Source organism: Cryptosporangium phraense (assembly GCF_006912135.1).
GTDB lineage: Bacteria > Actinomycetota > Actinomycetes > Mycobacteriales > Cryptosporangiaceae > Cryptosporangium > Cryptosporangium phraense.
Genome location: NZ_VIRS01000024.1, coordinates 16,315 through 42,563 on the forward strand (window position 1 = coordinate 16,315; position 26,249 = coordinate 42,563).

Annotated in this window: 20 protein-coding genes; 17 read left to right on the forward strand and 3 right to left on the reverse strand. The window is 72.3% G+C overall.

What is annotated here, in order from left to right:
- Positions 1-198: 198 nt before the first annotated feature.
- Together FL583_RS28485 and FL583_RS40385 are read left to right on the forward strand one after the other, a co-directional pair.
- Entirely contained in the window at positions 199-2,511 is a 2,313-nt protein-coding gene (locus FL583_RS28485; protein WP_420843212.1) for a RelA/SpoT family protein, read from the forward strand.
- 15 nt (positions 2,512-2,526) lie between these two features.
- Positions 2,527-2,691, forward strand: coding sequence for a hypothetical protein (locus FL583_RS40385; protein ID WP_170323911.1), 165 nt, complete (start codon positions 2,527-2,529; stop codon positions 2,689-2,691).
- A gap of 2,285 nt (positions 2,692-4,976) precedes the next feature.
- Here the strand turns inward: FL583_RS40385 and FL583_RS28495 are convergent.
- Positions 4,977-5,741 (reverse strand): peptidylprolyl isomerase, encoded by a 765-nt coding sequence (locus tag FL583_RS28495; RefSeq protein WP_142707992.1) that lies wholly within the window; start codon positions 5,739-5,741, stop codon positions 4,977-4,979.
- Positions 5,742-6,019: 278 nt separating this feature from the next.
- Here FL583_RS28495 and FL583_RS28500 point away from each other — a divergent pair, with 278 nt between their 5' ends.
- Genes FL583_RS28500 through aspS form a run of 3 tightly spaced genes read left to right on the forward strand, consistent with a single transcriptional unit; the run spans position 6,020 to position 9,725 of the window.
- Positions 6,020-6,703 (forward strand): MBL fold metallo-hydrolase, encoded by a 684-nt coding sequence (locus FL583_RS28500; RefSeq protein WP_142707935.1) that lies wholly within the window; start codon positions 6,020-6,022, stop codon positions 6,701-6,703.
- Positions 6,700-7,959 (forward strand): histidine--tRNA ligase, encoded by a 1,260-nt coding sequence (gene hisS / locus FL583_RS28505; RefSeq protein ID WP_142707936.1) that lies wholly within the window; start codon positions 6,700-6,702, stop codon positions 7,957-7,959. The genes FL583_RS28500 and hisS overlap by 4 nt, the downstream gene beginning before the upstream one ends.
- Complete coding sequence (aspS, locus tag FL583_RS28510; protein WP_142707937.1) at positions 7,956-9,725, forward strand: aspartate--tRNA ligase; 1,770 nt, start codon at positions 7,956-7,958, stop codon at positions 9,723-9,725. The genes hisS and aspS overlap by 4 nt, the downstream gene beginning before the upstream one ends.
- Here aspS and FL583_RS28515 read toward each other — a convergent pair.
- Positions 9,683-11,863, reverse strand: a complete 2,181-nt coding sequence (locus FL583_RS28515; RefSeq protein ID WP_142707938.1) for an MMPL family transporter — start codon at positions 11,861-11,863, stop codon at positions 9,683-9,685. The genes aspS and FL583_RS28515 overlap by 43 nt on opposite strands.
- A gap of 122 nt (positions 11,864-11,985) precedes the next feature.
- Here FL583_RS28515 and FL583_RS41955 point away from each other — a divergent pair, with 122 nt between their 5' ends.
- From FL583_RS41955 to aroQ, 12 genes are all read left to right on the forward strand, one after another.
- Positions 11,986-13,578 carry a replication-associated recombination protein A gene (locus tag FL583_RS41955; RefSeq protein ID WP_420843213.1) on the forward strand — a complete coding sequence of 531 codons (1,593 nt, stop codon included), beginning with the start codon at positions 11,986-11,988 and terminating at the stop codon, positions 13,576-13,578.
- A 64-nt stretch (positions 13,579-13,642) separates the two neighbouring features.
- A complete protein-coding gene (locus FL583_RS28525) occupies positions 13,643-14,068 on the forward strand; it encodes a DUF948 domain-containing protein (RefSeq protein WP_142707939.1) in 426 nt (141 codons plus the stop codon).
- Complete coding sequence (locus FL583_RS28530) at positions 14,068-14,328, forward strand: hypothetical protein (protein WP_142707940.1); 261 nt, start codon at positions 14,068-14,070, stop codon at positions 14,326-14,328. Before FL583_RS28525 ends, FL583_RS28530 begins: the two co-directional genes overlap by 1 nt.
- Positions 14,329-14,638: 310 nt before the next feature.
- The gene (gene alaS, locus FL583_RS28535) at positions 14,639-17,332 is read left to right on the forward strand and encodes an alanine--tRNA ligase (RefSeq protein ID WP_142707941.1); all 2,694 of its coding nucleotides are present in this window, start codon (positions 14,639-14,641) and stop codon (positions 17,330-17,332) included.
- Between the two features lie 69 nt (positions 17,333-17,401).
- The gene (ruvX, locus tag FL583_RS28540) at positions 17,402-17,872 is read left to right on the forward strand and encodes a Holliday junction resolvase RuvX (RefSeq protein WP_205752536.1); all 471 of its coding nucleotides are present in this window, start codon (positions 17,402-17,404) and stop codon (positions 17,870-17,872) included.
- 107 nt (positions 17,873-17,979) lie between these two features.
- Entirely contained in the window at positions 17,980-19,047 is a 1,068-nt protein-coding gene (gene mltG, locus FL583_RS28545) for an endolytic transglycosylase MltG (RefSeq protein WP_170323912.1), read from the forward strand.
- 52 nt (positions 19,048-19,099) lie between these two features.
- Positions 19,100-19,957 carry a shikimate dehydrogenase gene (locus tag FL583_RS28550; RefSeq protein WP_240746834.1) on the forward strand — a complete coding sequence of 286 codons (858 nt, stop codon included), beginning with the start codon at positions 19,100-19,102 and terminating at the stop codon, positions 19,955-19,957.
- A gap of 4 nt (positions 19,958-19,961) precedes the next feature.
- The gene (locus FL583_RS42555; protein WP_142707943.1) at positions 19,962-20,735 is read left to right on the forward strand and encodes a prepilin peptidase; all 774 of its coding nucleotides are present in this window, start codon (positions 19,962-19,964) and stop codon (positions 20,733-20,735) included.
- Between the two features lie 25 nt (positions 20,736-20,760).
- A complete protein-coding gene (gene aroC / locus FL583_RS28560; RefSeq protein ID WP_142707944.1) occupies positions 20,761-21,942 on the forward strand; it encodes a chorismate synthase in 1,182 nt (393 codons plus the stop codon).
- Complete coding sequence (locus FL583_RS28565; protein WP_142707945.1) at positions 21,939-22,454, forward strand: shikimate kinase; 516 nt, start codon at positions 21,939-21,941, stop codon at positions 22,452-22,454. The genes aroC and FL583_RS28565 overlap by 4 nt, the downstream gene beginning before the upstream one ends.
- Positions 22,451-23,584 (forward strand): 3-dehydroquinate synthase, encoded by a 1,134-nt coding sequence (aroB, locus tag FL583_RS28570; RefSeq protein WP_142707946.1) that lies wholly within the window; start codon positions 22,451-22,453, stop codon positions 23,582-23,584. Before FL583_RS28565 ends, aroB begins: the two co-directional genes overlap by 4 nt.
- Positions 23,584-24,003 (forward strand): type II 3-dehydroquinate dehydratase, encoded by a 420-nt coding sequence (gene aroQ, locus FL583_RS28575; protein WP_142707996.1) that lies wholly within the window; start codon positions 23,584-23,586, stop codon positions 24,001-24,003. The genes aroB and aroQ overlap by 1 nt, the downstream gene beginning before the upstream one ends.
- A 123-nt stretch (positions 24,004-24,126) precedes the next feature.
- Here aroQ and FL583_RS28580 read toward each other — a convergent pair whose 3' ends face one another.
- Positions 24,127-26,094: a glycoside hydrolase family 9 protein gene (locus tag FL583_RS28580; RefSeq protein WP_170323913.1), complete on the reverse strand. Its 1,968-nt coding sequence runs from the start codon at positions 26,092-26,094 to the stop codon at positions 24,127-24,129.
- Positions 26,095-26,249 lie beyond the last annotated feature (155 nt).

Sequence of the window (26,249 nt, forward strand, 5' to 3'; positions counted from 1 at the left end):
AGACGGGTAGCAGTCGCTGGCCTGTGCACCTGTGGAAGGCCGCGCGGTCGGCGAGGCGGTCCCGCGTAGCATGGAGAGAAGCTTCATGCGGTCCAGCAGAGGGAGCGGCCTGTGTCAGACGTCGCGCCGACGGTCGCCGGTGGGCAACAGAACCCCAGCCCGGCCGGTGATCTAGAGCCGGTCGGGGCTGATGGTGCGCTGCCGCACGCCGACACGTCCGCGGGCAACGGTTCGGGCGAGCCGGCCGGTATCGGTGCGCCCACCGGCCGCCGGGTCCGGGCCGCGCTGGCCCGGTTCGGTGCCCCGGCCTGGCAGGGCTCGGTCAACGTCGTCCTCGAGCCGTTGGTCGCCACCCACCGCGGCGCGCACCCGAAGGCCGACGTCCGCCTGTTGCAAAAGGCGTACGACGTCGCCGAGCAGTTCCACCGCGGGCAGCTGCGCAAGTCCGGCGACCCGTACATCACCCACCCGCTCGCGGTCGCGACGATCCTGGCCGAGCTGGGCATGGACACCACCACGCTGGTGGCCGCGCTGCTGCACGACACGGTGGAAGACACCGGCTACACGCTCGAGCAGCTGCACGCCGATTTCGGCGGCGAGGTCGCCCACCTGGTCGACGGCGTGACGAAGCTCGACAAGGTGCAGTTCGGCGACGCGGCCGAGGCCGAGACGATCCGCAAGATGGTCGTCGCGATGGCCCGCGACCCGCGCGTGCTGGTCATCAAGCTCGCCGACCGGCTGCACAACATGCGCACGCTGCGCTTCCTTCCGCGTCCCAAGCAGGAGAAGAAGGCCCGCGAGACGCTCGACGTGCTGGCCCCGCTGGCCCACCGGCTGGGCATGAACACGGTCAAGTGGGAGCTGGAAGACCTCGCGTTCATGACCCTGTACCCGAAGCGGTACGAGGAGATCGCGCGGCTGGTCCAGGAGCACTCGCCGGCGCGTGACCGGGGCCTGGCCGAGGTCACCAACCAGGTCCAGAACGACCTGAAGAACGCGAAGATCCGGGCCACGGTCGTCGGCCGGCCGAAGCACTACTACTCGATCTACCAGAAGATGATCGTGCGGGGCCGCGACTTCGCCGACATCTACGACCTGGTCGGCGTGCGCGTGCTCGTCGACTCGGTGCGCGACTGTTACGCCGCGCTCGGCGTCATCCACGCGTCCTGGCAGCCGGTTCCCGGTCGCTTCAAGGACTACATCGCGATGCCGAAGTTCAACATGTACCAGTCGCTGCACACGACGGTGATCGGGCCCGAGGGCAAGCCGATCGAGCTGCAGATCCGCACGCTGGCCATGCACCGCACGGCCGAGTACGGCATCGCCGCGCACTGGAAGTACAAGGAGACCAAGGGCGCCGACGTGGCCGGCCCGCCGGCCACGGTCGACGACATGGCCTGGCTGCGTCAGCTGCTCGACTGGCAGCGCGAGGCCAGCGACCCGGGCGAGTTCCTCGAGGCGCTCCGGTTCGACCTGGGCGGCCAGGAGGTCTACGTCTTCACGCCCAAGGGCGACGTGGTCGCGCTGCCCAAGGACTCGACGCCGGTCGACTTCGCGTACGCCGTGCACACCGAGGTCGGGCACCGCTGCATCGGCGCCCGGGTCAACGGCAAGCTGGTGCCGCTGGAGAGCACGCTCAACAACGGCGACACGGTCGACATCTTCACGTCGAAGTCCGAGAACGCGGGCCCGAGCCAGGACTGGCTCTCGTTCGTGAAGTCGCCGCGGGCCCGCACGAAGATCCGCCAGTACTTCGCCAAGGAGCGCCGCGAGGACGCGATCGAGTCCGGCAAGGACGCGCTTCAGCGGGTCATGCGCAAGCAGGGCCTGCCGCTGCAGCGTCTGCTGGGCGGCGACGCGCTGCTGACGATCGCCCGTGACCTGCACCTCTCCGACATCAGCGCGCTCTACGCCGCGGTGGGGGAGAACCAGGTCTCGGCGCAGGCCGTCGTCCAGCGGGTGGTGGCCTCGCTCGGTGGCGCCGAGGGCGCGACCGAAGACCTCGCCGAGACCGCGCGCCCGGCCCGGCACCGCTCGCGCCCGGCCGGCCCCGGCGACCCCGGCGTCATCGTCTCGAACGCCGGCGACGACGTCTGGGTGAAGCTGGCGAAGTGCTGCACGCCGGTGCCGGGAGATTCGATCTTGGGGTTCATCACGCGCAGCGGCATGATCAGCGTCCACCGCGAGGACTGCACGAACGCGTCCGACCTTCGGGAGCGGCAGGCCGAGCGACTGGTCGAGGTGTCGTGGGCCCCGACCGCGGGCTCGACGTTCCTGGTCGCGATCCAGGTCGAGGCGCTGGACCGGCACCGTCTGCTCTCCGACGTCACGAAGGTGCTGTCGGACGAGAAGGTCAACATCCTGTCGGCCACGGTGAGCACCACCAGGGACCGGGTGGCGGTCTCGAAGTTCACGTTCGAGATGGCCGACCCGAAGCACCTGGGCCACCTGCTGCGGGTGGTACGCCGGGTCGAGGGTGTGTACGACGCGTACCGGGTGACGTCGGGCTGAGAGGGAGGCTGGGGCATGGGTGTCGAGCGAAGGTTGCCGGACCGGCCGGCGGGGGCGTCGGAGCCGGGGAAGGTGCGGGCGAAGATCGTGGGGCTCGATACTTTCCGGGAGACGGGGTCGCTGCAGGAGGCGACCGAGAGGGCGCCCGAGCCGCCGGGGGACGTAGCCCAACAGGGCTGACCCGGCCCGGCCGGCCGGCCGGATCGCCCCTGACCTGGTCAGTTCGTGGATATCGGGGGATTCCGTGGTTTGCTAAGCGCTTAGCGGAATTAGTGAAGTGCTTAGCAATCAATGGGGCTGCGGCTCATCGCGCGAACCGCGTTGGCGCCGCCAGGCCCGCTCGACCTCGTGGTTGGCTGCTGGGCTCGCTGGACTGTTGCGCCTGCCGGGCGCTGCGCGGCTGATCGCTGGGCAGTCGTGCCTGCCGGGCACAGCGTGGTTGGTCGCTGAGCTCGCTGGATCGTCGTGCCTGCCAGGCGCCGCGTGCCGGGCCGCTTAGCCGTCGCGCGTGCCGGGCGGCTGGCGGCCCGGGCCTGCTGGGCCGTCGCGCCTGCGGTGCGCCGCGCGGTTGGCCGCTGGGCTCGCTGCATCGTCGCGCTGGCCCGCCGGGCCGCCGGGCCGCCGGGCCGCCGGGCCGCGTGGCCGCGTGGCCCCGTACCCGCCGTCCATCGCGTCCGCCCCAGCAGCGCCCGTCCTGCCGTTGCTCGCCGCGCCGCCGTGCCCGCTGTGTCACCGGTCTGTTGAGCCGCCGCTCAGCGTGCCTTCGTTCGTCGTGCTGGGGCGCCGTCGTACCGCCGCTCGCCACACCACCGTGCGCGCTACACCACCGTGCGCCGGGTAGTTGCTCGCCGAGGCTGCTGGCCGCGCCCTCACACCCCCGCATCCCGACACCCCGCACCCCAGCTCTCCGGCACCGCGCGTGCCCGCTGTCCTGAGCCCCCGCACCCTCGCGCTGAGCGCCTCCCGCTGTCCTGAGCCCCCGCACCCTGGCGCTGTGCGCCCCGGCGGCCCTGCGTCCCCGTGGTCCTGCGGTCCTGCGGTCCTGCGGTCCTGCGGTCCTGCGCGCCCCGCACCCCCGCGGCCCTTCGGTCCGGCGCCCCGCATCCCAGCCACTCCGGGACTGCGCCTCCGTGGCCCTGCGTCCCGCACCCCGGCGCTCCGGCGCCCCGGGGGCCGGGAGCAGGGGTCCGAAGCCACGCGCACCCCGGCAGGTGCCCGTCGCCCGCGCGCCGCCGCCCAGTGCTCCGCGGCACGTCTCGTGCTGCCCTGCGGCCAGGTGCCACCGTCCTGCCGCCCGGTGCTCAGTGCGCTGTGGCCCGATGCCCGATGCCCAGCACCCCGGCGCCCCGCGCCCTGTCGGCAGGTGCCCGGCGCCCGCGCGTTGGCGCCCAGTGGGCCGCGGCCCCGTCTCGCGCTGCCCTGCGGTCAGGTGCCCACCGTCGTGGTGCCTGGCGCCTGGCGCCTGGCGCAGCGCGGCCCGGAGCCCACTGCCCTGCGGTCCTGTGCCCGGTGCTCAGCACTCCTACGCCACCCCGGTGCCACGCGCCCCGGCGCCCTGTCGGCAGGGGTCCGGCGCCCGTTTGTCGGCGCCCAGTGGGCCGCGGCCCGTCTCGCGCTGCCCTGCGGTCAGGTGCCCACCGTCCTGTGGCTCGAGGCCCGGTGCCCGGTGCGCTGTGGCTCGGCGCCTGGTACGCCGCGGTCAGGCGGCCAACGCCCGCGGTCCGGTGCCCAGTGCCGGGCACCCCGGCGCCACGCGTCGCGGCACCCCGAAGCCACGCGCCCCGTCGGCAGGGGCCGTCGCCCGCGCACCGCCGCCCAGTGGCCCGCGGCCCGTCGCCCGCTGGTCCGCTGGTCCGCTGCCCGCTGCCCGCTGCCCGCTGCCCACTGCCCGGCGGTCCGGTGTCCACTGCTCGGCGGCCTGGTGGCCGTGGGGCGGCTGGGCGCCGGGTCGTGGGCTCAGGTTTGCGTCGCCGGGCGGTCGGTGGTGGCTCCGTCGAGCGTCCGCCGGCCGCCGAGCGGCGGCTCGCAGCCCCGGACTGGCGCCTCCGGCCGCCGCGCAGTGGCCCGCGGCCCGTCGCCCGGTGTCCGGTGTCCGGGGGCTCGGTGCCTACCACCCGGCGGTCCGGTGCCTACCACCCGGCGGTCCGGTGCCTACCACCCGGCGGTCCAGTGCCCACCGTCCGGCGGCTTGGCGGCCGCGGGGTGGCTGGGCGCCGGGCCGGTGGCCTCAGGTTTGCGTCGCCGGCGGTCGGTCGTGGCGCCCGTCGAGCGTCCGCCGACCGCCGAGCGGCGGCGCCCGCCCATGCGGCGGCGCCCGCCCATGCACCGGCGCCTCCGCCCGCCGCCTGGCTCCCGGCGCCCGGCCCCCGGCGCCCGGCCCCGGCGCCCGGGCCCCGACAAATCCGCCCCACGAAACGCAAGAAGCCCACCCCCATCCCAGGGGGCGGGCCTCCGCGTCGAATGAACTAGCTCGCCGCCGGCGACACCGTCAGCGTCGTGATGTTCACGGCCTGCTTGGGCTTCCCGTCGCTCGGGTTGCTCGGATCCGCCGGCGTCACGCCCTTCGCGGCGGCGGCGGTGATCAGATCCAGCCCCTTCGTCACCTTGCCCACGACCGTGTACTCCGCGGGCAGCGACCCCTCTTCGATGTCCTTGTAGACGATGAAGAACTGCGAGCCGACCGAGATCGCCTCGGAGCTCTTCGCCATCGCGATCGTGCCGGCCGGGTACGGCGGGTGCTGGTTCGTCGGCAGGTTCTCGGTGCCGAACCGGTACGCCGGGCCGCCGGTGCCATCGCCGAACGGGTCGCCGCACTGCAGCACGAAGATTCCCGTCGTGACCAGCCGGTGGCACGACGTCTTGTCGTAGAACTTCTTGCCGGCCAGGTAAGTGAGGCTGTTGCTCGTGCACGGCGCGGCGGCCTGGTCGAGCGTGAAGTCGATCTGGCCGATGTTCGTCGTCATCGTCACCGTGCGGGTACCGGTGTCGGGGATGTTCGACGTCGGCGGCAGGCCGACGTCCTTCACCTTGCCGGTGCTCGCGTCGGCCTTCTGGTACGTGCACTTGGGGCCGGACGCGGCCTCGGTGGTCTTGGTGTCCTTCTTGTCGTCGCCGCCCAGGTTGGCGACGAGGAAGCCCACGCCGACCACGACGAGGAGCAGCGCGATGCCCGCACCCACGGCGGCCTGGGTCTGTCGCCGGCGCTTCGCCTGTGCGGCCCGCCGGGCCATCTGCCGTTCGAGCTTCGCGCGGGCCAGCTGCCGCTGGCGATCCTTCGTCGGCACTACGTGCTCTCCTGTCAGGGCATACGTCGATCGGGGCTTCCGTCAAGTGCGGCCGAGTGTACGGCGCCTGCCTGGGAGAGAGGCCGACACCCTCTACACCCGTGCCGTTCCGTTATCGAGAGCGGGTCAGCCCGAACCTCGCCGCCACCACGGAAACGCGGTCGGAGTCGAGACAGCCCTATCGGTAGGCTGGGGAAAACGTTCCGTGAAGAGAGAGGACACCCGTGCTCATCGCCGGATTCCCGGCCCCCGCGCTCGGCACGAACTGCTGGGTCGTCGCCCCCGCGGCCGGCGAGCAGTGCGTGATCATCGACCCGGGGATCGGTGTGGTCGACCAACTCGACGACCTCCTGGCGAAGCACCGGCTGCATCCGGCCGCCGTGATCCTCACCCACGGTCACATCGACCACACGTTCTCGGTCGCTCCGGTGTGCGGGGCCAAGGACATCCCCGCGTACATCCACCCGGCCGACGCCGACCAGCTCGCCGACCCGTGGTCCTACATCGGCGCCCCCAAGGGCACCCCGATGTTCGGCCTCGAGTACACCGAGCCCAGCGATGTCAAAGCGCTGAAAGACGGCGAAACGCTCGAACTTGCCGGAGTAACCCTGAGAACCACGCTCGCCCCCGGCCACACCCCCGGCTCGCTGGTCTTCGGCGTCGAGACCCCCGACGCCCCCGTGCTGTTCTCCGGCGACCTGCTGTTCGCCGGCTCCATCGGCCGGGTCGACCTGCCCGGCGGCAGCGCCCAGGACATGCTCACGTCCCTGAAGAAAGTGGTCCTGCCGATGGACGACGCCACGGTCGTCAAACCCGGCCACGGGCCCGACACCACGATCGCGCGCGAGCGCGCCACGAACCCCTACCTGCTGCAAGTCGCTGAAGACCTTCCGAGGACCGGCCTGTGACCACCTTTACCGCTCCGAAGGGGACGTTCGACACGCTCCCGCCCGAGTCGGCGACGTTCCTCGCGGTCCGCGACGCGCTGACCGCCCCGCTCCGGGCGGCCGGCTACGGCTACATCGAGACGCCGGTCTTCGAGGACACCGCGCTGTTCGCCCGGGGCGTCGGCGAGTCGACGGACGTCGTCAGCAAGGAGATGTACACGTTCGACGACCGCGGCGGACGGTCGCTGACGCTGCGCCCGGAGCTGACCGCGGGCGTGATGCGCGCGTTCATCGAACACAAGCTGTACGCCGGGCAGCTGCCGGTGAAGCTCTACGCGGTCGGGTCGAACTTCCGGTACGAGCGGCCGCAGGCCGGTCGGTACCGGCACTTCACCCAGGTCGACATGGAGGCCCTCGGGGTCGACGACCCGGCTCTGGACGCCGAGGTCGTCCAGCTCGCCGTCGCCGGCTTTCGCGCGATCAAGCTGGAAAACTTCGAACTCCAGCTGACGTCCCTGGGCGACGCGAACTGCCGGCCCCAGTACCGGGAGAAGCTCCAGAGCTTCCTGGCCGGCCTCGACCTCGACGAGGAGACCCGCCGCCGGGCCGCGATCAACCCGCTCCGCGTGCTCGACGACAAGCGTCCCGAGGTGGCGAAGCAGCTCACCGACGCGCCGCTGATGGTCGACCACCTGTGCGACGACTGCCGGAAGCACTACGACGAGGTCCGCGAACACCTCCGCGACCTCGGTGTGCAGTGGGTGGAGGCCCCGCGGCTCGTCCGCGGCCTCGACTACTACACGAAGACGACGTTCGAGCTCGTCCACAACGGGCTCGGCGCGCAGTCGGCGATCGGCGGCGGCGGCCGCTACGACGGGCTCTCGAAGGAGCTCGGCGGCCCGGACGTCTCCGGCATCGGCTACGCGGTCGGCGTCGACCGGACGCTGCTCGCGCTGCGCGCCGAAGGCCTGATCGGCGACCCGCCGGCCAGGGTCCAGGCGTTCGTGGTGCCGCTCGGCGACGAAGCCCGCCGCCGGGGCCTGCAGATCGTCACCGACCTGCGGGCCGCGCAGATCCCGGCCGACCTGAGCTACGGCGGCAAGGGCCTCAAGGGCGCGATGAAGGCCGCCGACCGCTCGGGAGCCAGGTACGCCGTCGTCATCGGCGACCGCGACCTGGCCGACGGCACCGCCCAGCTCAAAGACCTGACCACGTCCGACCAGCGGGCCGTCCCGCTGACCGACCTCACCCGTACCGTCAAGGAGCTCCTCTCGTGACCGCCTACCGCACCCACCAGGCCGGCACCCTGCGTGCCGAGCACGCGGGGCAGACCGTCACCCTCGCCGGCTGGGTGGCCCGCCGGCGCGACCACGGCGGCGTCATCTTCGTCGACCTCCGGGACGCGTCCGGCTACGTGCAGGTCGTCCTCCGCGAGGAGGAGGGCCACGCCCTCCGGGCCGAGTACTGCATCAAGATCGACGGTGAGGTCCGCCTTCGCCCGGAGGGCAACGAGAACCCCGAACTCCCCACCGGAGCGGTCGAGGTCGTCGCGCAGAACCTGACCGTCCTCTCGGAGGCCGCCCCGCTGCCGTTCCCGATCGACGGGCAGGCCGCCGGCGAGGTCGGCGAGGAGGCCCGGCTCAAGTACCGCTACCTCGACCTGCGCCGGGCCCATCAGGCCGCCGCGCTCCGGCTGCGCAGCCAGGTCAGCGCGATCGCCCGCCGGGTGCTCGGCGAGCAGGAGTTCGTCGAGATCGAGACGCCGACGCTCACCCGCTCGACGCCCGAGGGCGCCCGCGACTTCCTGGTGCCCGCGCGCCTGCAGCCGGGCTCCTGGTACGCGTTGCCCCAGTCGCCGCAGCTGTTCAAGCAGCTGCTGATGGTGGCCGGGATGGAGCGGTACTACCAGATCGCCCGCTGCTACCGGGACGAGGACTTCCGCGCCGACCGGCAGCCGGAGTTCACCCAGCTCGACATCGAGATGTCGTTCGTGACCCAGGACGACGTCATCGCGGTCGGCGAGGCCGTGGTGTCGGCGATCTGGCGCGAGGTGGCCGGGTACGAGATCCCGCTCCCGCTGCCGCGCCTCACCTACGCCGAGGCGATGACCCGCTACGGCTCCGACAAGCCCGACGTGCGGTTCGGCAACGAACTCGTCGATCTCACGTCCTACTTCGAAGGGACGACGTTCCGGGTCTTCCAGGCCGCTCACGTCGGCGCGGTCGTCATGCCCGGCGGCGCCGCGCAGACCCGCAAGGAGCTCGACGGCTGGCAGGAGTGGGCCAAGGCCCGGGGCGCCCGGGGCCTCGCGTACGTGCTGTTCGACGCCGACACCGGCGAAGCCAAGGGCCCGGTGGCCAAGAACCTGTCCGAGGAGCACCTCCAAGGGCTGGCCGACGCGGTCGGCGCCAAGCCCGGCGACGCGGTGTTCTTCGGCGCCGGCGAGCGCCACTCCACGCTCGAACTCCTCGGCGCGGCCCGGCTCGAGATCGGCCGCCGCGGCGGCCTGATCGACGAGTCCCGCTGGGAGTTCCTGTGGGTCGTCGACGCGCCGATGTTCGAGCCGGTCGGCGGCGGCGAGATCGGCGTCGAGGGGGCCTCGGGCGCCTGGACGGCCGTGCACCACCCGTTCACCAGCCCGAACGCCGACTGGATCGACCGCTTCGAGCAGTCGCCGGGCGAGGCCCTGGCCTGGGCCTACGACATCGTGCTCAACGGCAACGAGATCGGCGGCGGCTCGATCCGTATCCACGACCGGTCGGTGCAGGAGCGCGTCTTCCAGGTTCTCGGGCTGTCCGAGGAGGACCAGCAGAGCAAGTTCGGCTTCCTGCTCGAGGCGTTCAAGTACGGCGCCCCGCCGCACGGCGGCATCGCGCTCGGCTGGGACCGCCTCTGCGCGCTGCTGGCCGGCGTCGAGTCGATCCGTGACGTCATCGCGTTCCCGAAGATGGGTTCCGGCCAGGACCCGCTGACCGGAGCGCCGGCGCCGATCTCCGCGCGTCAGCGCAAGGAAGCGGGCGTGGACGCCAAGCCGAAGGAGTGAGGCTCGGAGGCGCCGCCGACCGGCGGCGCCTCCCGCAGCCCGTACCGCTCGTGCAGACGGCGCAGCGGTGCCGGCGCCCACCAGTTCGCCTCGCCGAGCAGCGCCATCGCCGCCGGCACGAGCAGGCACCGCACCAGCGTGGCGTCGACGGCGACCGCGATCGCCATCGCGACGCCCAGCTCCTTGATCGCGAGCATCCGCCCGGCCGCGAACCCGGCGAACACGATGATCATCAGCAGCGCCGCCGACGTGATGATCTTCCCGGAGCGCTGCAGGCCGATCTCGACGGCCCGGTCGGTCGGCAGCCCGGCGTCGCGCAGCTCCTTGATCCGGGACAGCAGGAACACCTCGTAGTCCATCGAGAGCCCGAACGCGAAGCAGAACACCAGCACCGGGACGAACGGCTCGAGGCCACCGGTCGGGGTGAAGCCCAGGTACTCGTGCAGGTGGCCGTCCTGGAAGATCAGCTTCAGCGCGCCGAACGAGGCCCCCAGCGACAGCACGTTCATCACCAGCGCCTTGACCGGCACCAGGATCGAGCCGGTCATCGCGAACAGCAGCACGAACGTCGCCACGACCATCAGCGTCAGCGCCCACGGCGCGTACTGGCGCACCTCGGCCAGGAAATCGACGAGCACCGCCGTGTCGCCGGTGACCCAGATCTGGAACGGCGGCCGGTCGGCGCGGATCGACCCGACCAACTCGCGGCCGATCCGGTCGTGGTCGCTCGGTCGCGGCGACAGGTCGATGCTCGACAGGCCCTCGGTGACCTGCACCGGTACGCCGATCCGGGCGACCCGCGGATCGTCCTTCAGCGACGCCGCCCAGACCGCCAGCTCGAACTGGCTCGTGTTGGCCACGACCGTGATCGGCGGCGCGCCCTGACCGGGGAAGCGCTCGGCGGTCACCTCGGCGAACTGCCGGGCCTCGAACCCCGACGGCAGCACGGCCGCGCTGCTGTTCACGAACCGCACCGACGCGAACGGGATCCCGGCCGCGGCCAGCAGCACGACCAGCAGCAGCGTCGCGAGCAGCGGCCGCCGCCGGGTCAGGCGCGCCAGCCGGGCGAACGTCCCGTCGTCGCTCGGCCGCTCCGGGCGGTGCCGCCCGACCCCGACCCGCCGGGCGCTGAGCCCGAGCAGCGCCGGAACCAGCGTGACGCCCGCCAGCAGCGCGAACAGCACGACGCCGACGCCGGCCGATCCGATCCCGCGGAAGATCGGGCTGGGGAAGACGAACAGCCCGGCCAGCGACAGCGCGACCGTCAGCGCCGAGAACGTGATCGTCCGGCCGGCGACCGCGACCGTCCGCTCCACCGCGTCGGGGATCGTCCGCGTGGCGTACCGCTCCTCGCGGAAGCGGTTGACCATCAGCAGCGCGTAGTCGATCGAGAGCCCGAGGGCCAGCACCGTGCTGACCGAGAGCACGTTCGGGTCGAGGTCCATCAGCCGGAGCAGGCCGAGCATCACGAGCAGGCCGCAGGCGATCGAGGCCAGCGCGCCGACGATCGGGATCCCGGCCGCGACCGCCCCGCCGAAGATCACGACCATCGCGATCAGCGTGATCGGCAGCGCGATGACCTCGCCTTTCTCGGTGTCGGCCCGCGTCTGCTCGTTGATCTGCCGCTGCAGCAGAGCCGGTCCGCCGACGGTCACCCGCGCGCCGGGGACCTCGTCCGCGATGCGGTGCAGGCGGTCCGAGACCGCTTGTTCGACGGCGTGCTGCCGGTCGATCGGCAGATCCCTTCTCAGATCGACGACGACCAGCAGCGCGTTCCCGTCGGTGGAGACGAGGGGCGCTCGCGCCGCGTCCGGGAGTTGCGCTGCGTACGGGTCGAGCACCCGGCCGACGCCGTCGATCTGGACGAGGTCGTCCTGCGCGGCGGTGACGGCCGGCTCGAGCCCGGCCGGGCCGCGACCGCCGTCGACGACCGCCGAGACGCGGCCGCCGTATTCGGACATCTCCGCGAGCAGGGTCGCGGCCCGGACCGACTCCATCGATTCGGACGCCTGCTGCCCGCCGCCGAGCCGATCGGTGACGCGCCCGGTGCAGGCGATCCCGGCGACGAAGACCAGCAGCCAGAGCACGACCACCGTTCGGCGACGCCGGTAGCAGAACCGGCCCAGGCGTGCGAACACGTTCCGTTCTCCGGCGGACTGAGGCGACGTTGCCAGTGTTCACTGGTGAGGCAGACGGTACGCCACATTCGACGTCCGGTCCGGTTGTCGGTGGGGCTCAGTAGGGTCGGGGCGTGGAAAGTTTGTTCGACGAGATCGACGAGCCGGTGGCTCCGGCGCGCGAGGAGCGGGTCGATCCGTACGCGCCGCTGGCGGTGCGGATGCGGCCGCGAACGCTGGACGAGCTCGTCGGGCAGCGGCATCTGCTGGGGCCCGGGTCGCCGCTGCGCCGGCTGGTCGAGGGCGACGCGCCGCTGTCGGTGATTCTGTGGGGGCCGCCGGGGGCCGGTAAGACGACGATCGCGCACCTGGTCTCGCGGGCCACGTCGCGGCGGTTCGTCGCGCTCTCGGCGTTGTCGGCCGGGGTGAAGGACGTGCGTGCGGTGATCGAGCAGGCGAAGCTCGAGCGGCGTCGCGGCGTGTACACGGTGCTGTTCGTCGACGAGGTGCACCGGTTCTCGAAGACGCAGCAGGATTCGCTGCTGGCCGCGGTGGAAGACCGCACGGTGACGCTGGTGGCCGCGACCACCGAGAACCCGTCGTTCTCGGTGGTGTCGCCGCTGCTCTCGCGATCTCTGCTGCTCACGCTCCAGCCGCTCGACGGGGAAGACATCCGGGCGCTGCTGCGGCGCGCGGTCGCCGACGACCGCGGCCTGCGCGGCCGGGTCCGGCTCGCCCCCGAGGCGGAGGAGCACCTCGTCCGCCTGGCCGCCGGCGACGCCCGGCGCTCCCTGACCGCGCTCGAGGCCGCCGCCGACGCGGCCCTGGCCGCCGCCGCCCGCGACACCGCGCCCGCCTCAGATGCGCCCGCCTCCGACGCGCCCGCCTCAGATGTGCCCGCTTCCGGTGTGCCCGCTTCCGGCGTGGCCGCTTCCGGCGTGGCCGCTTCCGGCGTGGCCGCCTCCGGCGTGCCCGCCTCGGCCGGGCCCGAGGCGGCGGCGGCTCCGGGCGGGGCGGACGCCGGGCCGCAGGAGGCAGCAGCGGGTCCTGCACTCACCGCTGGCGACAGCCGCTCGGCGTCGAAAAAAGAACGCGCGGTACTGATCGACCTGCAGACGGCTGAGGCGGCGGTCGATACGGCCGCGGTCCGCTACGACCGCGACGGAGACGCGCACTACGACGTCACCAGCGCGTTCATCAAAAGCATGCGCGGGTCCGACGTCGACGCGGCGCTGCACTGGCTGGCGCGGATGCTCACCGCGGGCGAAGACCCGCGGTTCATCGCGCGCCGGCTGGTGATCTTCGCCAGCGAAGACGTCGGGATGGCCGACCCGACCGCGCTGCTGACCGCGGTCGCGGCCGCGCAGACGATCCAGCTGATCGGCCTGCCCGAAGGGCAGCTGACGCTGGCCCACGCGGTCGTGCACCTGGCGACCGCGCCGAAGTCCAACGCGGTGACGACCGCGATCGGCGCGGCCCTGGGCGACATCACGGCCGGGAAGACCGGGGGAGTGCCGACCGCGCTGCGGGACGCGCACTACCCGGGCGCGAAGACGCTCGGTCACGGGGCCGGCTACCGGTACCCGCACGACGACCCGGCCGGTGTGGTGGCCCAGCAGTACGCGCCGGACGAACTCGTCGGCCGCGACTACTACCATCCGACCCGCCGCGGGGCCGAACGCGCGGTGGCCGAACGCCTCGAGAGATTGCGCGCGGCGATCCGGGGTAGGGGCTGACACGCGGTGATCACCGCAGGCGGTAGGGTCGACGCCTAGCCCACTCAACCAAGGAGACTCGCCGGTGTCTCTCGGCGGAATCGCGGCCATCATCGCCGCCGTCGCGTTCGTGCTTCTGGTCGGTGCGCTCGCCGTACCGTTGATCAAGCTCGGCCGCACGGTCGACGCGGCCACCAAGGCCATCACCGACATCACCGAGCAGGCGGTGCCGATCCTGGCCAGCGCCCACGTCACGGTCGACGGGGTCAACCAGACGCTGGGCGGGGTGAACCAGCAGCTCGACAAGGTCGACACGCTGACCGACCACGTGTCCGCGGTGACCGGCAGCATCGCCCAGGTGACGACGCTGTTCGGCGCGACGGTGTCCGGTCCGCTGGTGAAGGCCGCGGCGTTCAGCTACGGCATCCGGTCGGCGATCCGGGCCCGGCGCGCGACCGAGGTCGAGCGCGAGGTCCGTGACGAGCTCAAGAAGCGGCGGAAGGGCGCCTGATGCGGCGTCTGTTCTGGATCGGCGTCGGGGCGGCGGTCGGGATTCTCGTCGTCCGGAAGATCACCAAGACCGCGGAGGCGTACAGCCCGCGCGGTCTGGCCGGCTCGGCCCGCGGTTCGGCCGTCGGGCTGCTCGACTCGGTCCGGGCGTTCGTGGAGGACGCGCGGGTCGCGATGGCCGAGCAGGAGGTCGCGCTGACCCGGGCGTTGGAGCAGCAGCAGGCGGGCGAGTACGAGGGCGGTCAGCACCGAGCACCGTAGCTCCGTCCTGTGCGGACGCCGGCGGGCGCCGGGCGCCGGGGCCGGGGGGCCGGGGCGGGGGGCCGGGGGCCGGGCGGGGCGCGGAGGTGGGAGCGGGTGCGGCTGAGGTTGTGCCTGGCTCAGGTTGTGCATGAGGCTTGGGTTGTGCCTGGCTCAGGGCTCGGGTCGTGCCCGACTCGGGTGAGGCTTCGCTCGGCGGGGCGTCGGGGCGGGCACGGCCCGGGCGCGGGAGAAAACTGGGCAGCGCAGCCCGGTGAGCGCGAGAGATAGTGTCGAAGACAGCCCTATTCGAACCGACGGACACCTGGCGATGAAGACCTCTGAGATCCGGCAACGCTTCCTCGATCACTTCGCGAACCGCGGGCACACCGTGGTCCCCAGCGCGGGGCTGATCGCCGACGACCCCAACCTGCTGTTCGTCAACGCAGGCATGGTGCCGTTCAAGCCGTACTTCCTCGGCCAGGTGACGCCGCCCTATCCGCGCGCGACCAGCGTCCAGAAGTGCGTCCGGACCCTCGACATCGACGAGGTCGGCAAGACGACCCGGCACGGGTCGTTCTTCCAGATGAACGGCAACTTCTCGTTCGGGGACTACTTCAAGTCCGGCGCGATCCGCTACGCGTGGGAGCTGGTCACCAACTCGATCGCCGACGGCGGGTACGGCTTCGACGAGTCGAAGCTCTGGGTCTCGGTCTACGAAGAGGACGACGAGGCGTACCGGCTGTGGAACTCCGACATCGGGGTGCCGGAGTCGCGGATCATCCGGCTCGGTAAGGGCCCGAACTTCTGGTCGATGGGCGTGCCCGGCCCGTGCGGCCCGTGCTCGGAGATCCTGATCGACCGCGGCCCGGAGTACGGCCCCGAGTACGTGAACACCCCCGGGGTGGAGCCGGACGGCGACCGCTACTTGGAGTTCTGGAACCTCGTCTTCATGCAGTACGAGCGGGGTCCCGGCTCGGGCAAGACCGACTACGAGATCCTCGGCGACCTGCCCGCGCAGAACATCGACACCGGCATGGGCATGGAGCGGGTCGCGTTCCTGCTGCAGGGTGTGGACAACTTCTACGAGGTGGACGAGGTCCGTCCTATCCTGGACCGCGCGGCCGCGCTGTCCGGCAAGACCTACCCGGCGCACCAGCAGCACGACGGGCACCCGAACCCCGACGACGTCCGCCTGCGGGTCGTGGCCGACCACGTGCGCACCGCGCTGATGCTGATCGGCGACGGCGTGACGCCCGGCAACGAGGGGCGCGGCTACGTGCTGCGCCGGATCCTCCGTCGGGCGGTGCGGTCGATGCGTCTGCTCGGGTTCGAGGACCCGTCGTTCCCGGAGCTCTTCCCGGTGGCGCGCGACGCGATGGCCGGGTCCTATCCGGAGATCGCGTCGGACTACGCGCGGATCGCGGGCTACGCCTACGCGGAGGAGGACGCGTTCCGCGCGACGCTCCGCTCGGGGACGACCCATCTGGACACCGCGGTCGCGTCGACGAAGTCGTCCGGTGGCTCGGTGCTCTCCGGCGCGTCGGCGTTCCAGCTGCACGACACGTACGGCTTCCCGATCGACCTGACGCTGGAGATGGCGGCCGAGCAGGGCCTGAGCGTCGACGAAGAGGGCTTCCGGCGGCTGATGTCCGAGCAGCGCGCCCGGGCCAAGGCCGACGCGCAGGCCCGGAAGACCGGGCACGCCGACACGTCGGTGCTGCGCTCGGTGCTCGACCGGACCGGTCCGACGAACTTCACCGGCTACCTCGAGGTGGAGCGCGAGGCGCGGGTCGGCGGCATCATCGGTCGCGACGGGCAGATCCGGTCCGGTGCCGGGCAGGGCGAAGAGGTCGAGGTCGTCCTCGACTCGACCCCGTTCTACGCCGAGGGCGGCGGCCAGCAGCCCGACCAGGGCGTGCTGGTGACCCCGGCCGGCCGGTTCGAGGTCTACGACGTCCAGCAGCCGCTGCCCGGTCTGATCGTCCACCGCGGCCAGGTCGTCGACGGCGAGATCAAGGTCGACGACCCGGTGCTGGCCACGATCGACGTCGACCGGCGCCGGGCGATCTCCCGCGCGCACACCGCGACGCACCTGATCCACACCGCGATCCGCGGTGCGCTCGGCCAGTCGGCCACCCAGGCCGGTTCGCTCAACGCCCCCGGTCGGTTGCGGTTCGACTTCAACACGCCCGGCGCGGTCCCGCAGTCGGTCCTGTCCGACGTCGAGGACGAGGTCAACGCGGTCCTGCTCGACGACCTCGAGGTGCGGGCGTTCATCACCTCGCAGGACGAGGCCCGACGGATCGGCGCGATGGCGCTGTTCGGCGAGAAGTACGGCGACGAGGTCCGGGTCGTCGAGGTCGGCGAGTACGCCCGGGAGCTGTGCGGCGGCACGCACGCGGCGCGGTCGGGGCAGCTGGGCGTGGTGAAGCTGCTGTCCGAGGCGTCGATCGGGTCCGGGGTGCGCCGGGTCGAGGCGCTGGTCGGGCTGGACGCGTTCCGGTTCCTGGCCCGCGAGCACCTGCTCGTGTCGAAGCTGGCCGAGCAGTTCAAGGCCAAGCCGGACGAGCTGCCCGACCGGGTGTCGGCGGTCGTGGCCCAGCTGCGTGACGCCGAGCGCGAGCTGGAGAAGCTGCGGGCGGCCGCGGTGCTGAGCGGGGCCGGAGACATCGCGTCCCGGGCCGTGGACGTGAGCGGGGTCGCGGTCGCCGCGATCGAGGCGCCGGAGGGCACCGCGGGCAACGACGTGCGGTCGCTGGCCCAGGAGATCCGGGGCCGCCTGGCCGCCGACCGCGCCGGCGTGGTGGCCGTGGCCGCCCGGGCGAACGGCAAGGCGTCGCTGGTCGTCGCGGTGAACAAGGCCGCGCGCGACCGCGGGATCTCGGCGTCCATGCTGGTGAAGGGTGCGTTGTCGGGCCGCGGTGGCGGCAGCGACGACCTGGCCCAGGGCGGTGGCGTGCCGGCCGACGCGGCTCCGACCGTGCTGGCGTCGATCACCGACCTGGTCGCGAGTGCGGTCTGAGGTCAGCTTTTCGGTCCCGGTTTGCTACGCAGACCGGGACCGTCTGGTGTTTACGGCACAATCACTTCTGTGGAAGCGCTTCCTACGGTGAAACGAGGGGTTCGGCTCGGCGTCGACGTCGGATCCGTGCGAGTCGGCGTCGCGGTCAGCGACCCCTCGGGGATGCTGGCGACGCCGCTGGAGACGGTCCGGCGTGACGTACGTCACGAGACCGATCTCGACCGACTCGTGGAGCTGGTGTCCGAGTACGAGGCGATCGTCGTGGTCGTCGGTCTGCCCCGCTCGCTGTCGGGAGCGGAGGGTGCGGCGGCGGTCGCCGCGCGTGCGTATGCCGGCTCGCTGGCCGAGCGGCTCAGTGTTCTTCCCCACCCGGTACCGGTCGAGTTGTCCGATGAACGGCTGACGACGGTCATCGCGGGACGTACTCTCTCTCAGAGGGGCGTACGCGGGAAGAAACACCGCGCTGTGGTGGACCAGGCCGCCGCGGTGCTCATCCTTCAGGCCTGGTTGGACGCGGAGCGGAGTGCGGATCACCCGTGAACGACCTCGATCTCGTGCCGTTCACGGAGGAGTCGGGTGGCTACGGCCCCGGCGCCGCCGGTCGGCATCGCCGGAAAAAGGGCGATCGCAGCAGCGGTAGGACGTTAGTGGCTCTGCTGGTCGTCGTGGCGGTGCTCGGCGGTCTCGCGTTCGGTGGTTGGTACGGCGTCACGAAGGTCAAGGACTTCTTCACCGCCGACGACTACGACGGGCCGGGATCCGGCTCGGTGGACGTGACGATCGAGGACGACCAGACCGTCACCGCCATCGGCAACACGCTGTACTCGAAGCAGGTCATCGCCAGCGCCAAGGCGTTCGTCAACGCGGCTGCCGACAACCCGGACTCGACGACCGGTCTGCAGCCGGGGACGTACCGGCTCAAGAAGCGCATGAAGGCGTCGGACGCGCTCGTCATGCTGCTCGACCGGGCGAACCGGGTCAGCGGGCCGTTCGTGATCATCCCCGAGGGCCTCACGGTCAAGGAGATCCTGCCGCTGCTGGCCAAGAAGTCCGGCATTCCGCTCGCGGACTTCCAGGCGGCCGCGAAGGACCCGGCCGCGCTCGGCGTCCCGGAGTGGGGCGGGCCGAGCCCGAGCAAGCGCGTGCTCGAGGGCTTCCTCTACCCGTCGAGGTACGAGTTCGACGACAAGTCGACCGCGGAGGGCGTGCTCAAGCAGATGGTCGCGCTGTCGGTCCAGGCCGCGACCAAGGACGACCTGGCCGGGAAGGCGCAGGAGCTGGGCGTCAGCGAGTGGGATCTGATGATCATCGCGTCGCTGATCGAGCAGGAGGGCATCAACGACGACTTCGGGAAGATCTCCCGGGTCATCTACAACCGGCTCAACTCGACCGGCGCGCTCTCGTACCTGCAGTTCGACTCGACGACGCAGTACTGGCTGATCCAGACCGGCAAGGGCCGGAAGAACATCGTCACCGACGCCGAGCTGAAGGACCCCGACAACAACTACAGCACCGACGTCGACCGGCATCAGGGCCTGCCGCCGACGCCGATCGGCAACCCGGGCGACGCGGCGCTGAAGGCGGCCGCGAACCCGACGCCGGGCAACTGGACGTACTTCGTGGTCGTGACCGAAGACCGGCACTCGGCCTTCACCGACGACTACAACGTGCACCAGCAGAACATCATCAAGTGCCGGGCGGTCGGCCGCTGCTGAGCCTGTGGACGGCTCCGGCGGGGGCGGGGTCCGCTCGCTTAGGGTGAGCGGCGTGTCTGTTGTCGATGTCGCCGTGAGGCGGGCGGCGGTGCTGGGTTCGCCGATCGCACATTCGTTGTCGCCGGTGTTGCATTCGGCGGCCTACGCGTCGCTGGGGCTGGCCGGGTGGACGTACTCGCGGGTCGAGTGCGTCGAGGACGGGCTGGCCGGGTTCGTCGACGGGCTGGGGCCGGAGTGGGCCGGGCTGTCGCTGACGATGCCGTTGAAGCGGGTGGCGCTGTCGGTGGCGACGTCGGTGAGCCCGGCGGCGGCGGCCATCGGGGCGGCGAACACGCTGGTGCTGGGGCCGGAGGGGCGCCGGGCCGAGAACACCGACGCTCCGGGGATGGCGGATGCGTTGCGCGAAGCCGGTCTGGTGGCGCCGGCAGCGCCGTTGATCCTGGGGGCCGGGGGAACGGCGCAAGCCGCACTGGCCGCGCTCGCCGGGCCGGCTGGGCCGGCCGGGCTGACGAGGCCGGCCGTGGGCGGGCCGGTGACGGCTCTCGTGCGGAACCCGGCGCGGGCCGGGGAACTGCGGACGACCGCGGAGCGGTTGGGGGTGACGCTCGACGTGCGGTCGCTGGACGAGGCTCCGGCCCGGCTGGCCGACGCCGACCTGGTGATCTCGACGCTGCCGAAGGGCGCGGCCGACCCGCTGGCGCACGCGGCGCTGCGTCCGTCGGCGGTGGTGTTCGACGTGGTGTACGACCCATGGCCCACCGCGCTGGCGACCGCGGCGGTGGCGGCCGGGTGCCGGGTGGTGTCGGGGCTCGATCTGCTGCTGCACCAGGCCGGGCACCAGGTGCGGCTGATGACCGGCCAGGAGCCCCCGATCGACGCGATGCGAGCCGCGCTGGCACTGGCCCGGTGAGCGCGTGGAGGCGCTGGTCGCGGGTCTGATCGTCGGGTTGGCGGGGTTCGCGGGGCGGGGGTGGCTGGCCGAGTACGTCGAGCGGGTGGCGCTCGTGGCCACCGGCCCGGTGGCGGGGGAGCCCGCCCTGGCCCGCGCGGCGGCCGCGTCGATGGTCCGGCCCGATGCGCCCCCGGCCCCGAGGCCCGGGGCGGCGAGGTCCGTGGTCGGGAGCGCCTCGGCGGGGCGGCTCGCACCGGCCGCGGTCGGGCGCGCTTGGGCGGTGCGGCTCGCACCGGCAGCGGTCGGTTTGGCGGCGGCGGCCGTCGGTGGGGTCGTGGGGTGGGCGTCGGGGGGTGGGGCGGCGCTCCTCGGGCTGGTGTTCCTCGCCGGGGCCGGGTTCGTGCTGGCCCCGGTCGACGTGCGCTCCCACCGGTTACCCGACGCGATCGTGCTCCCCGCCTACCCGATCCTGGCGCTCCTGCTGAGCCTCGGCGGCCCCACCCACTGGGTCCGGGCGATCGAGGGCGGCGCGGTCGCGTTCGCGGTCCTCTACGTGCTGGCGATCGCCGCCCCGGCCGGCTTCGGCTACGGCGACGTCAAGCTCACCGGCCTCCTCGGCGCCGCCCTGGGCTGGTTCGGCTGGCCCGAGGTCCTGGCCGGCCTGGTCTACGGATTCGCCTACGGCGGTCTCGGCGCGGCCGCACTTCTCGTCACTCGCCGCCTGTCTCGCACCGATCGCCTGGCTTTCGGCCCGTTCCTCCTCGCCGGAGCGCTCACCGCGGTCGTCTTTCGCTAGCCCGGGCCATGAAAGACTGGAGAGCATGTTGCGCTGGATGACCGCCGGTGAGTCCCACGGGCCCGCCCTCGTCGCGATGCTGGAAGGACTTCCCGCCGGTATCGCGGTGACCACGTCCGAGATCTCCGAACAGCTCGCCCGCCGCCGCCTGGGCTACGGCCGGGGCGCCCGGATGAAGTTCGAGCAGGACGAGGTGGAGATCCTCGGCGGCGTCCGCCACGGCCTGACGCTCGGCAGCCCGGTCGCGATCCGGGTCGGCAACACCGAGTGGCCGAAGTGGGAAGAGGTCATGTCCGCGGACCCGGTCGATCCCGAGGTCCTGGCCACGCTGGCCCGCAACGCCCCGCTCACCCGGCCGCGCCCCGGCCACGCCGACCTCGCCGGCATGCAGAAGTACGGCTTCTCCGACGCCCGCCCGATCCTCGAGCGGGCCAGCGCCCGGGAGACCGCGGCCCGCGTCGCGCTCGGCACCGTCGCCCAGTCGCTGCTGCGCCAGGCGCTCGGCGTCGAGATCGTGTCGCACGTCGTCGAGCTCGGGTCGGTCGCGGTCAAGGACGGCGCCGACCTCCCGACGCCGGCGGACCGCGAGCGCATCGACGCCGACCCGCTGCGCTGCGCCGACGCCGACGCCTCGGCCCGGATGGTCGCCGAGGTGGACGCGGCCAAGGCCGACGCCGACACGCTCGGTGGCATCGTCGAGGTGCTGGCCTACGGGCTGCCGCCCGGCCTCGGAAGCCACGTCCAGTGGGACCGCAAGCTCGACTCCCGGCTGGCCGCCGCGCTGATCAGCATTCAGGCGTTCAAGGGCGTCGAGATCGGGGACGCGTTCACCCAGGCCCGGTCCCGCGGCTCGAAGGCGCACGACGAGATCGTCAACACCCCCGACGGCGTCCGGCGGCTCTCCGGCCACGCCGGTGGCATCGAGGGCGGCATGACCACCGGTGAGGTCCTGCGCATCCGGGGTGCGATGAAGCCGATCGCGACGATCTCCCGCGCGCTGCAGACCGTCGACGTGACGACCGGCGAGGCCGCCAAGGCGATCGCCCAGCGCAGCGACGTCTGCGCGGTGCCGGCGGCGGCGATCGTGGCCGAGGCGATGGTCGCGCTGACGCTGGCGACCGCGGCGCTGGAGAAGTTCGGCGGCGACTCGGTGGACGAGGTCCGGCGCAACCTCGCCGGCTACACGGCGAACCTGGTGATCGAGTGACGCGCCCGGTAGCGGTGCTGGTCGGCCCTCCGGGGGCCGGGAAGACCACGATCGGTCAGCTTCTCGCCGAGCGCCTGGGCACGAACTTCCGCGACGTCGACCACGACATCGAGGCCGCGGCGGGCAAGCCGATCAGCGACATCTTCGTCGACGACGGCGAACCGGCGTTCCGCGCCCTGGAAGTGGCGGCCGTGCGGACCGCGTTGGAGACCCACGACGGGGTACTGGCGCTGGGCGGCGGCGCCGTCCTCGCCGAGGCCACCCGGAAGGCCCTCACCGGCCACCGCGTCGTCTTCCTCGACGTCGGCCTGTCCGACGCCGCCGACCGCGTCGGCCTCAACACCGCCCGCCCGCTGCTGGCGCTCAACCCGCGCGCGGCCCTGCGCACCATGCTGGCCGAACGCGCCCCGATCTACGCCGAGGTCGCCACGGTCACCGTCACCACCGACGGCCGCACCCCCGACGACATCCTCGCTGAGGTCGTCGCCCAGCTCGACGAGGTCCCGGCATGAGCTCCACCGACCCGGCCGGCCCGGCCGACGGGGTCACTCGGATCGCGGTGACCGGGGACTCGTCCTACGACGTGCTCGTCGGCCGCGGCCTGCTCGGGGAGCTTCCACCGTTGCTGGGCGGGGCCCAGCGGGTCGCGATCATCCACCCGGGCGCCCTCCGCACCACCGGCGAGGCCGTCCGCGACGACCTGCGCGCCCAGGGTTTCGAGGCCCACTCGCTGGAGATCCCGGACGCCGAGGACGGCAAGACCCTCGAGGTCGCCGGCTTCTGCTGGGACGTCCTCGGCCAGGCCGGCTTCACCCGCACCGACGCGATCGTCGGCCTCGGCGGCGGCGCGGTCACCGACCTCGCCGGGTTCGTCGCCGCGTGCTGGCTGCGTGGCGTCCGCGTGGTGCAGGTCCCGACGACGCTGCTCGGCATGGTCGACGCCGCGGTCGGCGGCAAGACCGGCATCAACACCGCGGCCGGGAAGAACCTGGTCGGCGCGTTCCACCCGCCGGCCGGCGTCCTCGTCGATCTGGCGACGCTGGAGACGCTCCCGAAGCACGAGCTGGTGGCCGGCATGGCCGAGGTCGTCAAGACCGGCTTCATCGCCGACCCGCGCATCCTGGAGCTCATCGAGGCCGACCCGGAGCGAGCAACCGATCCCACGAGCCCGGCCCTCCAGGAGCTCGTCGAACGATCGATCCGGGTGAAGGCCGACGTGGTCTCGCAGGACCTCAAAGAATCCGGGCTCCGCGAGATCCTCAACTACGGCCACACGCTCGGCCACGCGATCGAGAAGAACGAGCGCTACCGCTGGCGGCACGGTGCGGCGGTCAGCGTCGGCCTGGTGTTCGCGGCCGAGCTCGGCCGCCTGGCCGGGCGCCTCGACGACGCCACCGCTGACCGCCACGCCGACGTGCTGAAGCTGCTCGGGCTCCCGCTCACCTACCAGGCCGCGGCCTGGCCCAAGCTCCTCGACTCGATGCGCGTCGACAAGAAGAGCCGGGGCAACCGCCTGCGGTTCATCGTCCTCGACGGTCTCGGGAAGCCGACGATCCTGGAGGACCCCGACCCGGGCCTGCTGGTCGCCGCCTACTCGGCGGTGGGCACCGAGAGCTCCCCGGCCAAGGCGGTGCAGCTGTGATCTACGTGCTCAACGGCCCGAACATCGGCCGCCTCGGTACCCGGGAACCGGAGATCTACGGCTCGGACTCGTACGCCGACCTGGTCCGGCTCTGCGAAACGACCGGCAAGGAGCTCGGAGTCGACGTCGAGGTCCGCCAGACCGACGCCGAGCACGAGATGCTCGGCTGGTTGCACCGGGCGGCCGACGAGCGCGCCCCGGTCGTCCTCAACCCCGGCGCCTGGACGCACTACAACATCGCGGTCCGCGACGCCTGCGCGATGCTCACCGCCCCGCTGATCGAGGTGCACATCACTAATGTGCACAAGCGCGAGCAATTCCGGCACACCAGTGTGATCTCGGCGGTCGCCACCGGCGCGATCATCGGCCTCGGCCTCAACGGCTACGCGCTCGCCCTTCGCCACCTCGCCACCTCGTGAACCCGGCACACCCCCAGCGAGCGAGGGTGGGCGAGCAACCACCCGAGAACGAGCGGGACGTCACGGCCGCAACCACGAAGGCCGGTCGCGGAAGCGACCGGCCCTCGCCAGGCAGGCGTAGATCTAAAGACGGGCCTGCAGGGTAACGGCGAGAAGCGCGGTCGCGGTGAAGTCGATCGCGGGCTCCACGCTCGAGTAGGCCTGGGGCTGATCGACGAACCGGGCGTCGGTCCGGTCGAACCGGCTGACGTCGACGCCGGAGCACTGCACGGCGCTCGTCGACGGGGTCAGCGACGTGAACGCCTGCCTGGCGTTCGGCCCGTTGACGACCGCCCCGAGCGCGATCCTGCCCTTCCCGTCCAGCGATCCGGCCAGGTTGGCGATCTGGTGGTGGATGCACTTCGGGTAGGTGCTCCCGACGCCCACGACCAGCGACAACCCCCACCCGTTGGTGCCCAGAGCGACGTTCCGCTGGGCGGTGCCGAACGCGTCGTAGGTGTCGTCGCCGGCCGCCCGGTGGTACAGCGCCGCGACCGCGCTCCAGCCGAACGTCTTCGACGTGAAGTCGGCCTGGGTGAGCGGCACCGCCGCGCCGATCGGGCTCTGCGACGCGGCCGAGACCCCGGCGTCGAGCCGGGCCTTCAGGTCGGCGACCAGCGCGGCCTTCTCGACCTCGAGCCCGGTCTTCCCGGTCTCGTCCAGCAGGCCCCACAGCTCGCCGTCGGCCAGCGGCCCGACGTCGTAGAGGTTGAGCGGCTGGCGGTTGCCGGTGGCGACCGACAGCGACGCCCAGTGCGCCGCTTGGCTCAGCCACGCGGTCGAGCGGGTGTCGCCGAGGACCCACCCTGCCCGGGCCAGCTCGGTCGCGCCGAGCGCCATGTCGTCGCTCCACGAGCTCTCCGCGTAGTAGCCGCGCGGATAGGTCGTCATCAGCGTGCCGTAGTCGTCGGTGTTCGCGAGGTCGAGGATCGTCGCGGCGGCGTCCAGGTGCGCGCGGGCCTTGGTCGGCTGGTCGCCCGCCTCGACCTGCGCGGCCAGCGCGAACGCGGCCGCCACCCGACCGGCCAGGTTCGGGCTGAGCTCGCCGCCCGGCGAGTTGGCCCGGAACACCGGCCGGTCGCGCAGGTAGCGCTTGGAGTCGCCGGTCGCGGTGTCGTCCTCCTGCGGCAGGCGCCAGGTGTCGTGGTCGCCGACGATGTTGTCGACGCCCCCGCTCCCCAGCCCGACCTGCAGGTACAGCGACTGTGTGGTCTCGTCCCACATCTTGTCGAGCCAGGCGACGCCGTGCTCGGCCTCGTCGGACAGGCCCTCGATGGCCTTTCCGTTGCCGATGCTCGCGTCACCACCGCGCTGCGCGAGCAGCATCAGGCTGACCGCGTACGCGGTCGTGTGGGTGAACTTGAGGTAGTCCCCGGCGTCGAACCACCCACCGGAGACGTCGAGGTCCGACGGACCGTCGGAGGATTCGGTCAATCCGGACGCGAGGTCGTCGCCGTCGGAGAAGTCGGGAGCGGCGTAGACGGTCGCGTGCGCGTCGTTGAGGTGCGACGGCTCCCGCGGGATCGGTTCGGAGATCACGTCGGACCCGTCGCGCTGGAGCCCGAAGAACTTGACCGTGTCGGCCGCGACCTCGCCGAACAGCTCCTTGCTCGCGCCCACCAGGAACACCGGCGAGACGGCGGTCGCGCCGCCGGTCACCCGGATCCGGTAGGCCCCCGCGGTCCGTAATCCCGAGATGTCGATCGGGTAGCTGGCCGGGTAGCGGTCGCTCCAACTTCCGCGGTCGGCCCCGACGGAGCCCTTCAGCGCGATCGAGCCGTCCTGCCGCTCGACCGTGAACGCGGCCCGGTCGGCCTTGCGCGGAGAGAGCAGGACCGCGACCTTCGTCTCGCCGGTGCCGTAGCCGACCTGGTCGACGCGGACGACCGCGTCGGTCGGCCCGACGGGCGTCCAGGTTCCCGAGGGGGCGTTCCGCTCGGACTTGTCGTCGCCCTTGTCACCGGTACAGCCCGCGAGGAGTGCCAGCGCGGTGATCGTTGCGATGACCGTGGTCAGGAGCCGGGGGAGGGCCGCGGGGCGGCGGTAGCGCACGAGATCCCTTCCTGTTGTTTCCGCCGACCACGGTGCGACGGACATGTGGACGAGTGGGCCGGCTAGCCCTACGGGTAGTATCGGGGGACCTGCCAAGCGGGTGGTATCCCGCCGCCCAGCCTCTCAGGAGATCCCTACGACTTGCGCACCGGCCT

What these genes read in the sequence shown, in the direction of transcription:
- FL583_RS28530 (WP_142707940.1), top strand. Translation starts at nt 14,068, where the DNA reads ATGCGGCGTCTGTTCTGGATCGGCGTCGGGGCGGCGGTCGGGATTCTC.
- alaS (WP_142707941.1), top strand. Translation starts at nt 14,639, where the DNA reads ATGAAGACCTCTGAGATCCGGCAACGCTTCCTCGATCACTTCGCGAAC.
- aroC (WP_142707944.1), top strand. Translation starts at nt 20,761, where the DNA reads ATGTTGCGCTGGATGACCGCCGGTGAGTCCCACGGGCCCGCCCTCGTC.
- aroB (WP_142707946.1), top strand. Translation starts at nt 22,451, where the DNA reads ATGAGCTCCACCGACCCGGCCGGCCCGGCCGACGGGGTCACTCGGATC.
- FL583_RS40385 (WP_170323911.1), top strand. Translation starts at nt 2,527, where the DNA reads ATGGGTGTCGAGCGAAGGTTGCCGGACCGGCCGGCGGGGGCGTCGGAG.
- FL583_RS28495 (WP_142707992.1), bottom strand. Translation starts at nt 5,741, where the DNA reads ATGGCCCGGCGGGCCGCACAGGCGAAGCGCCGGCGACAGACCCAGGCC.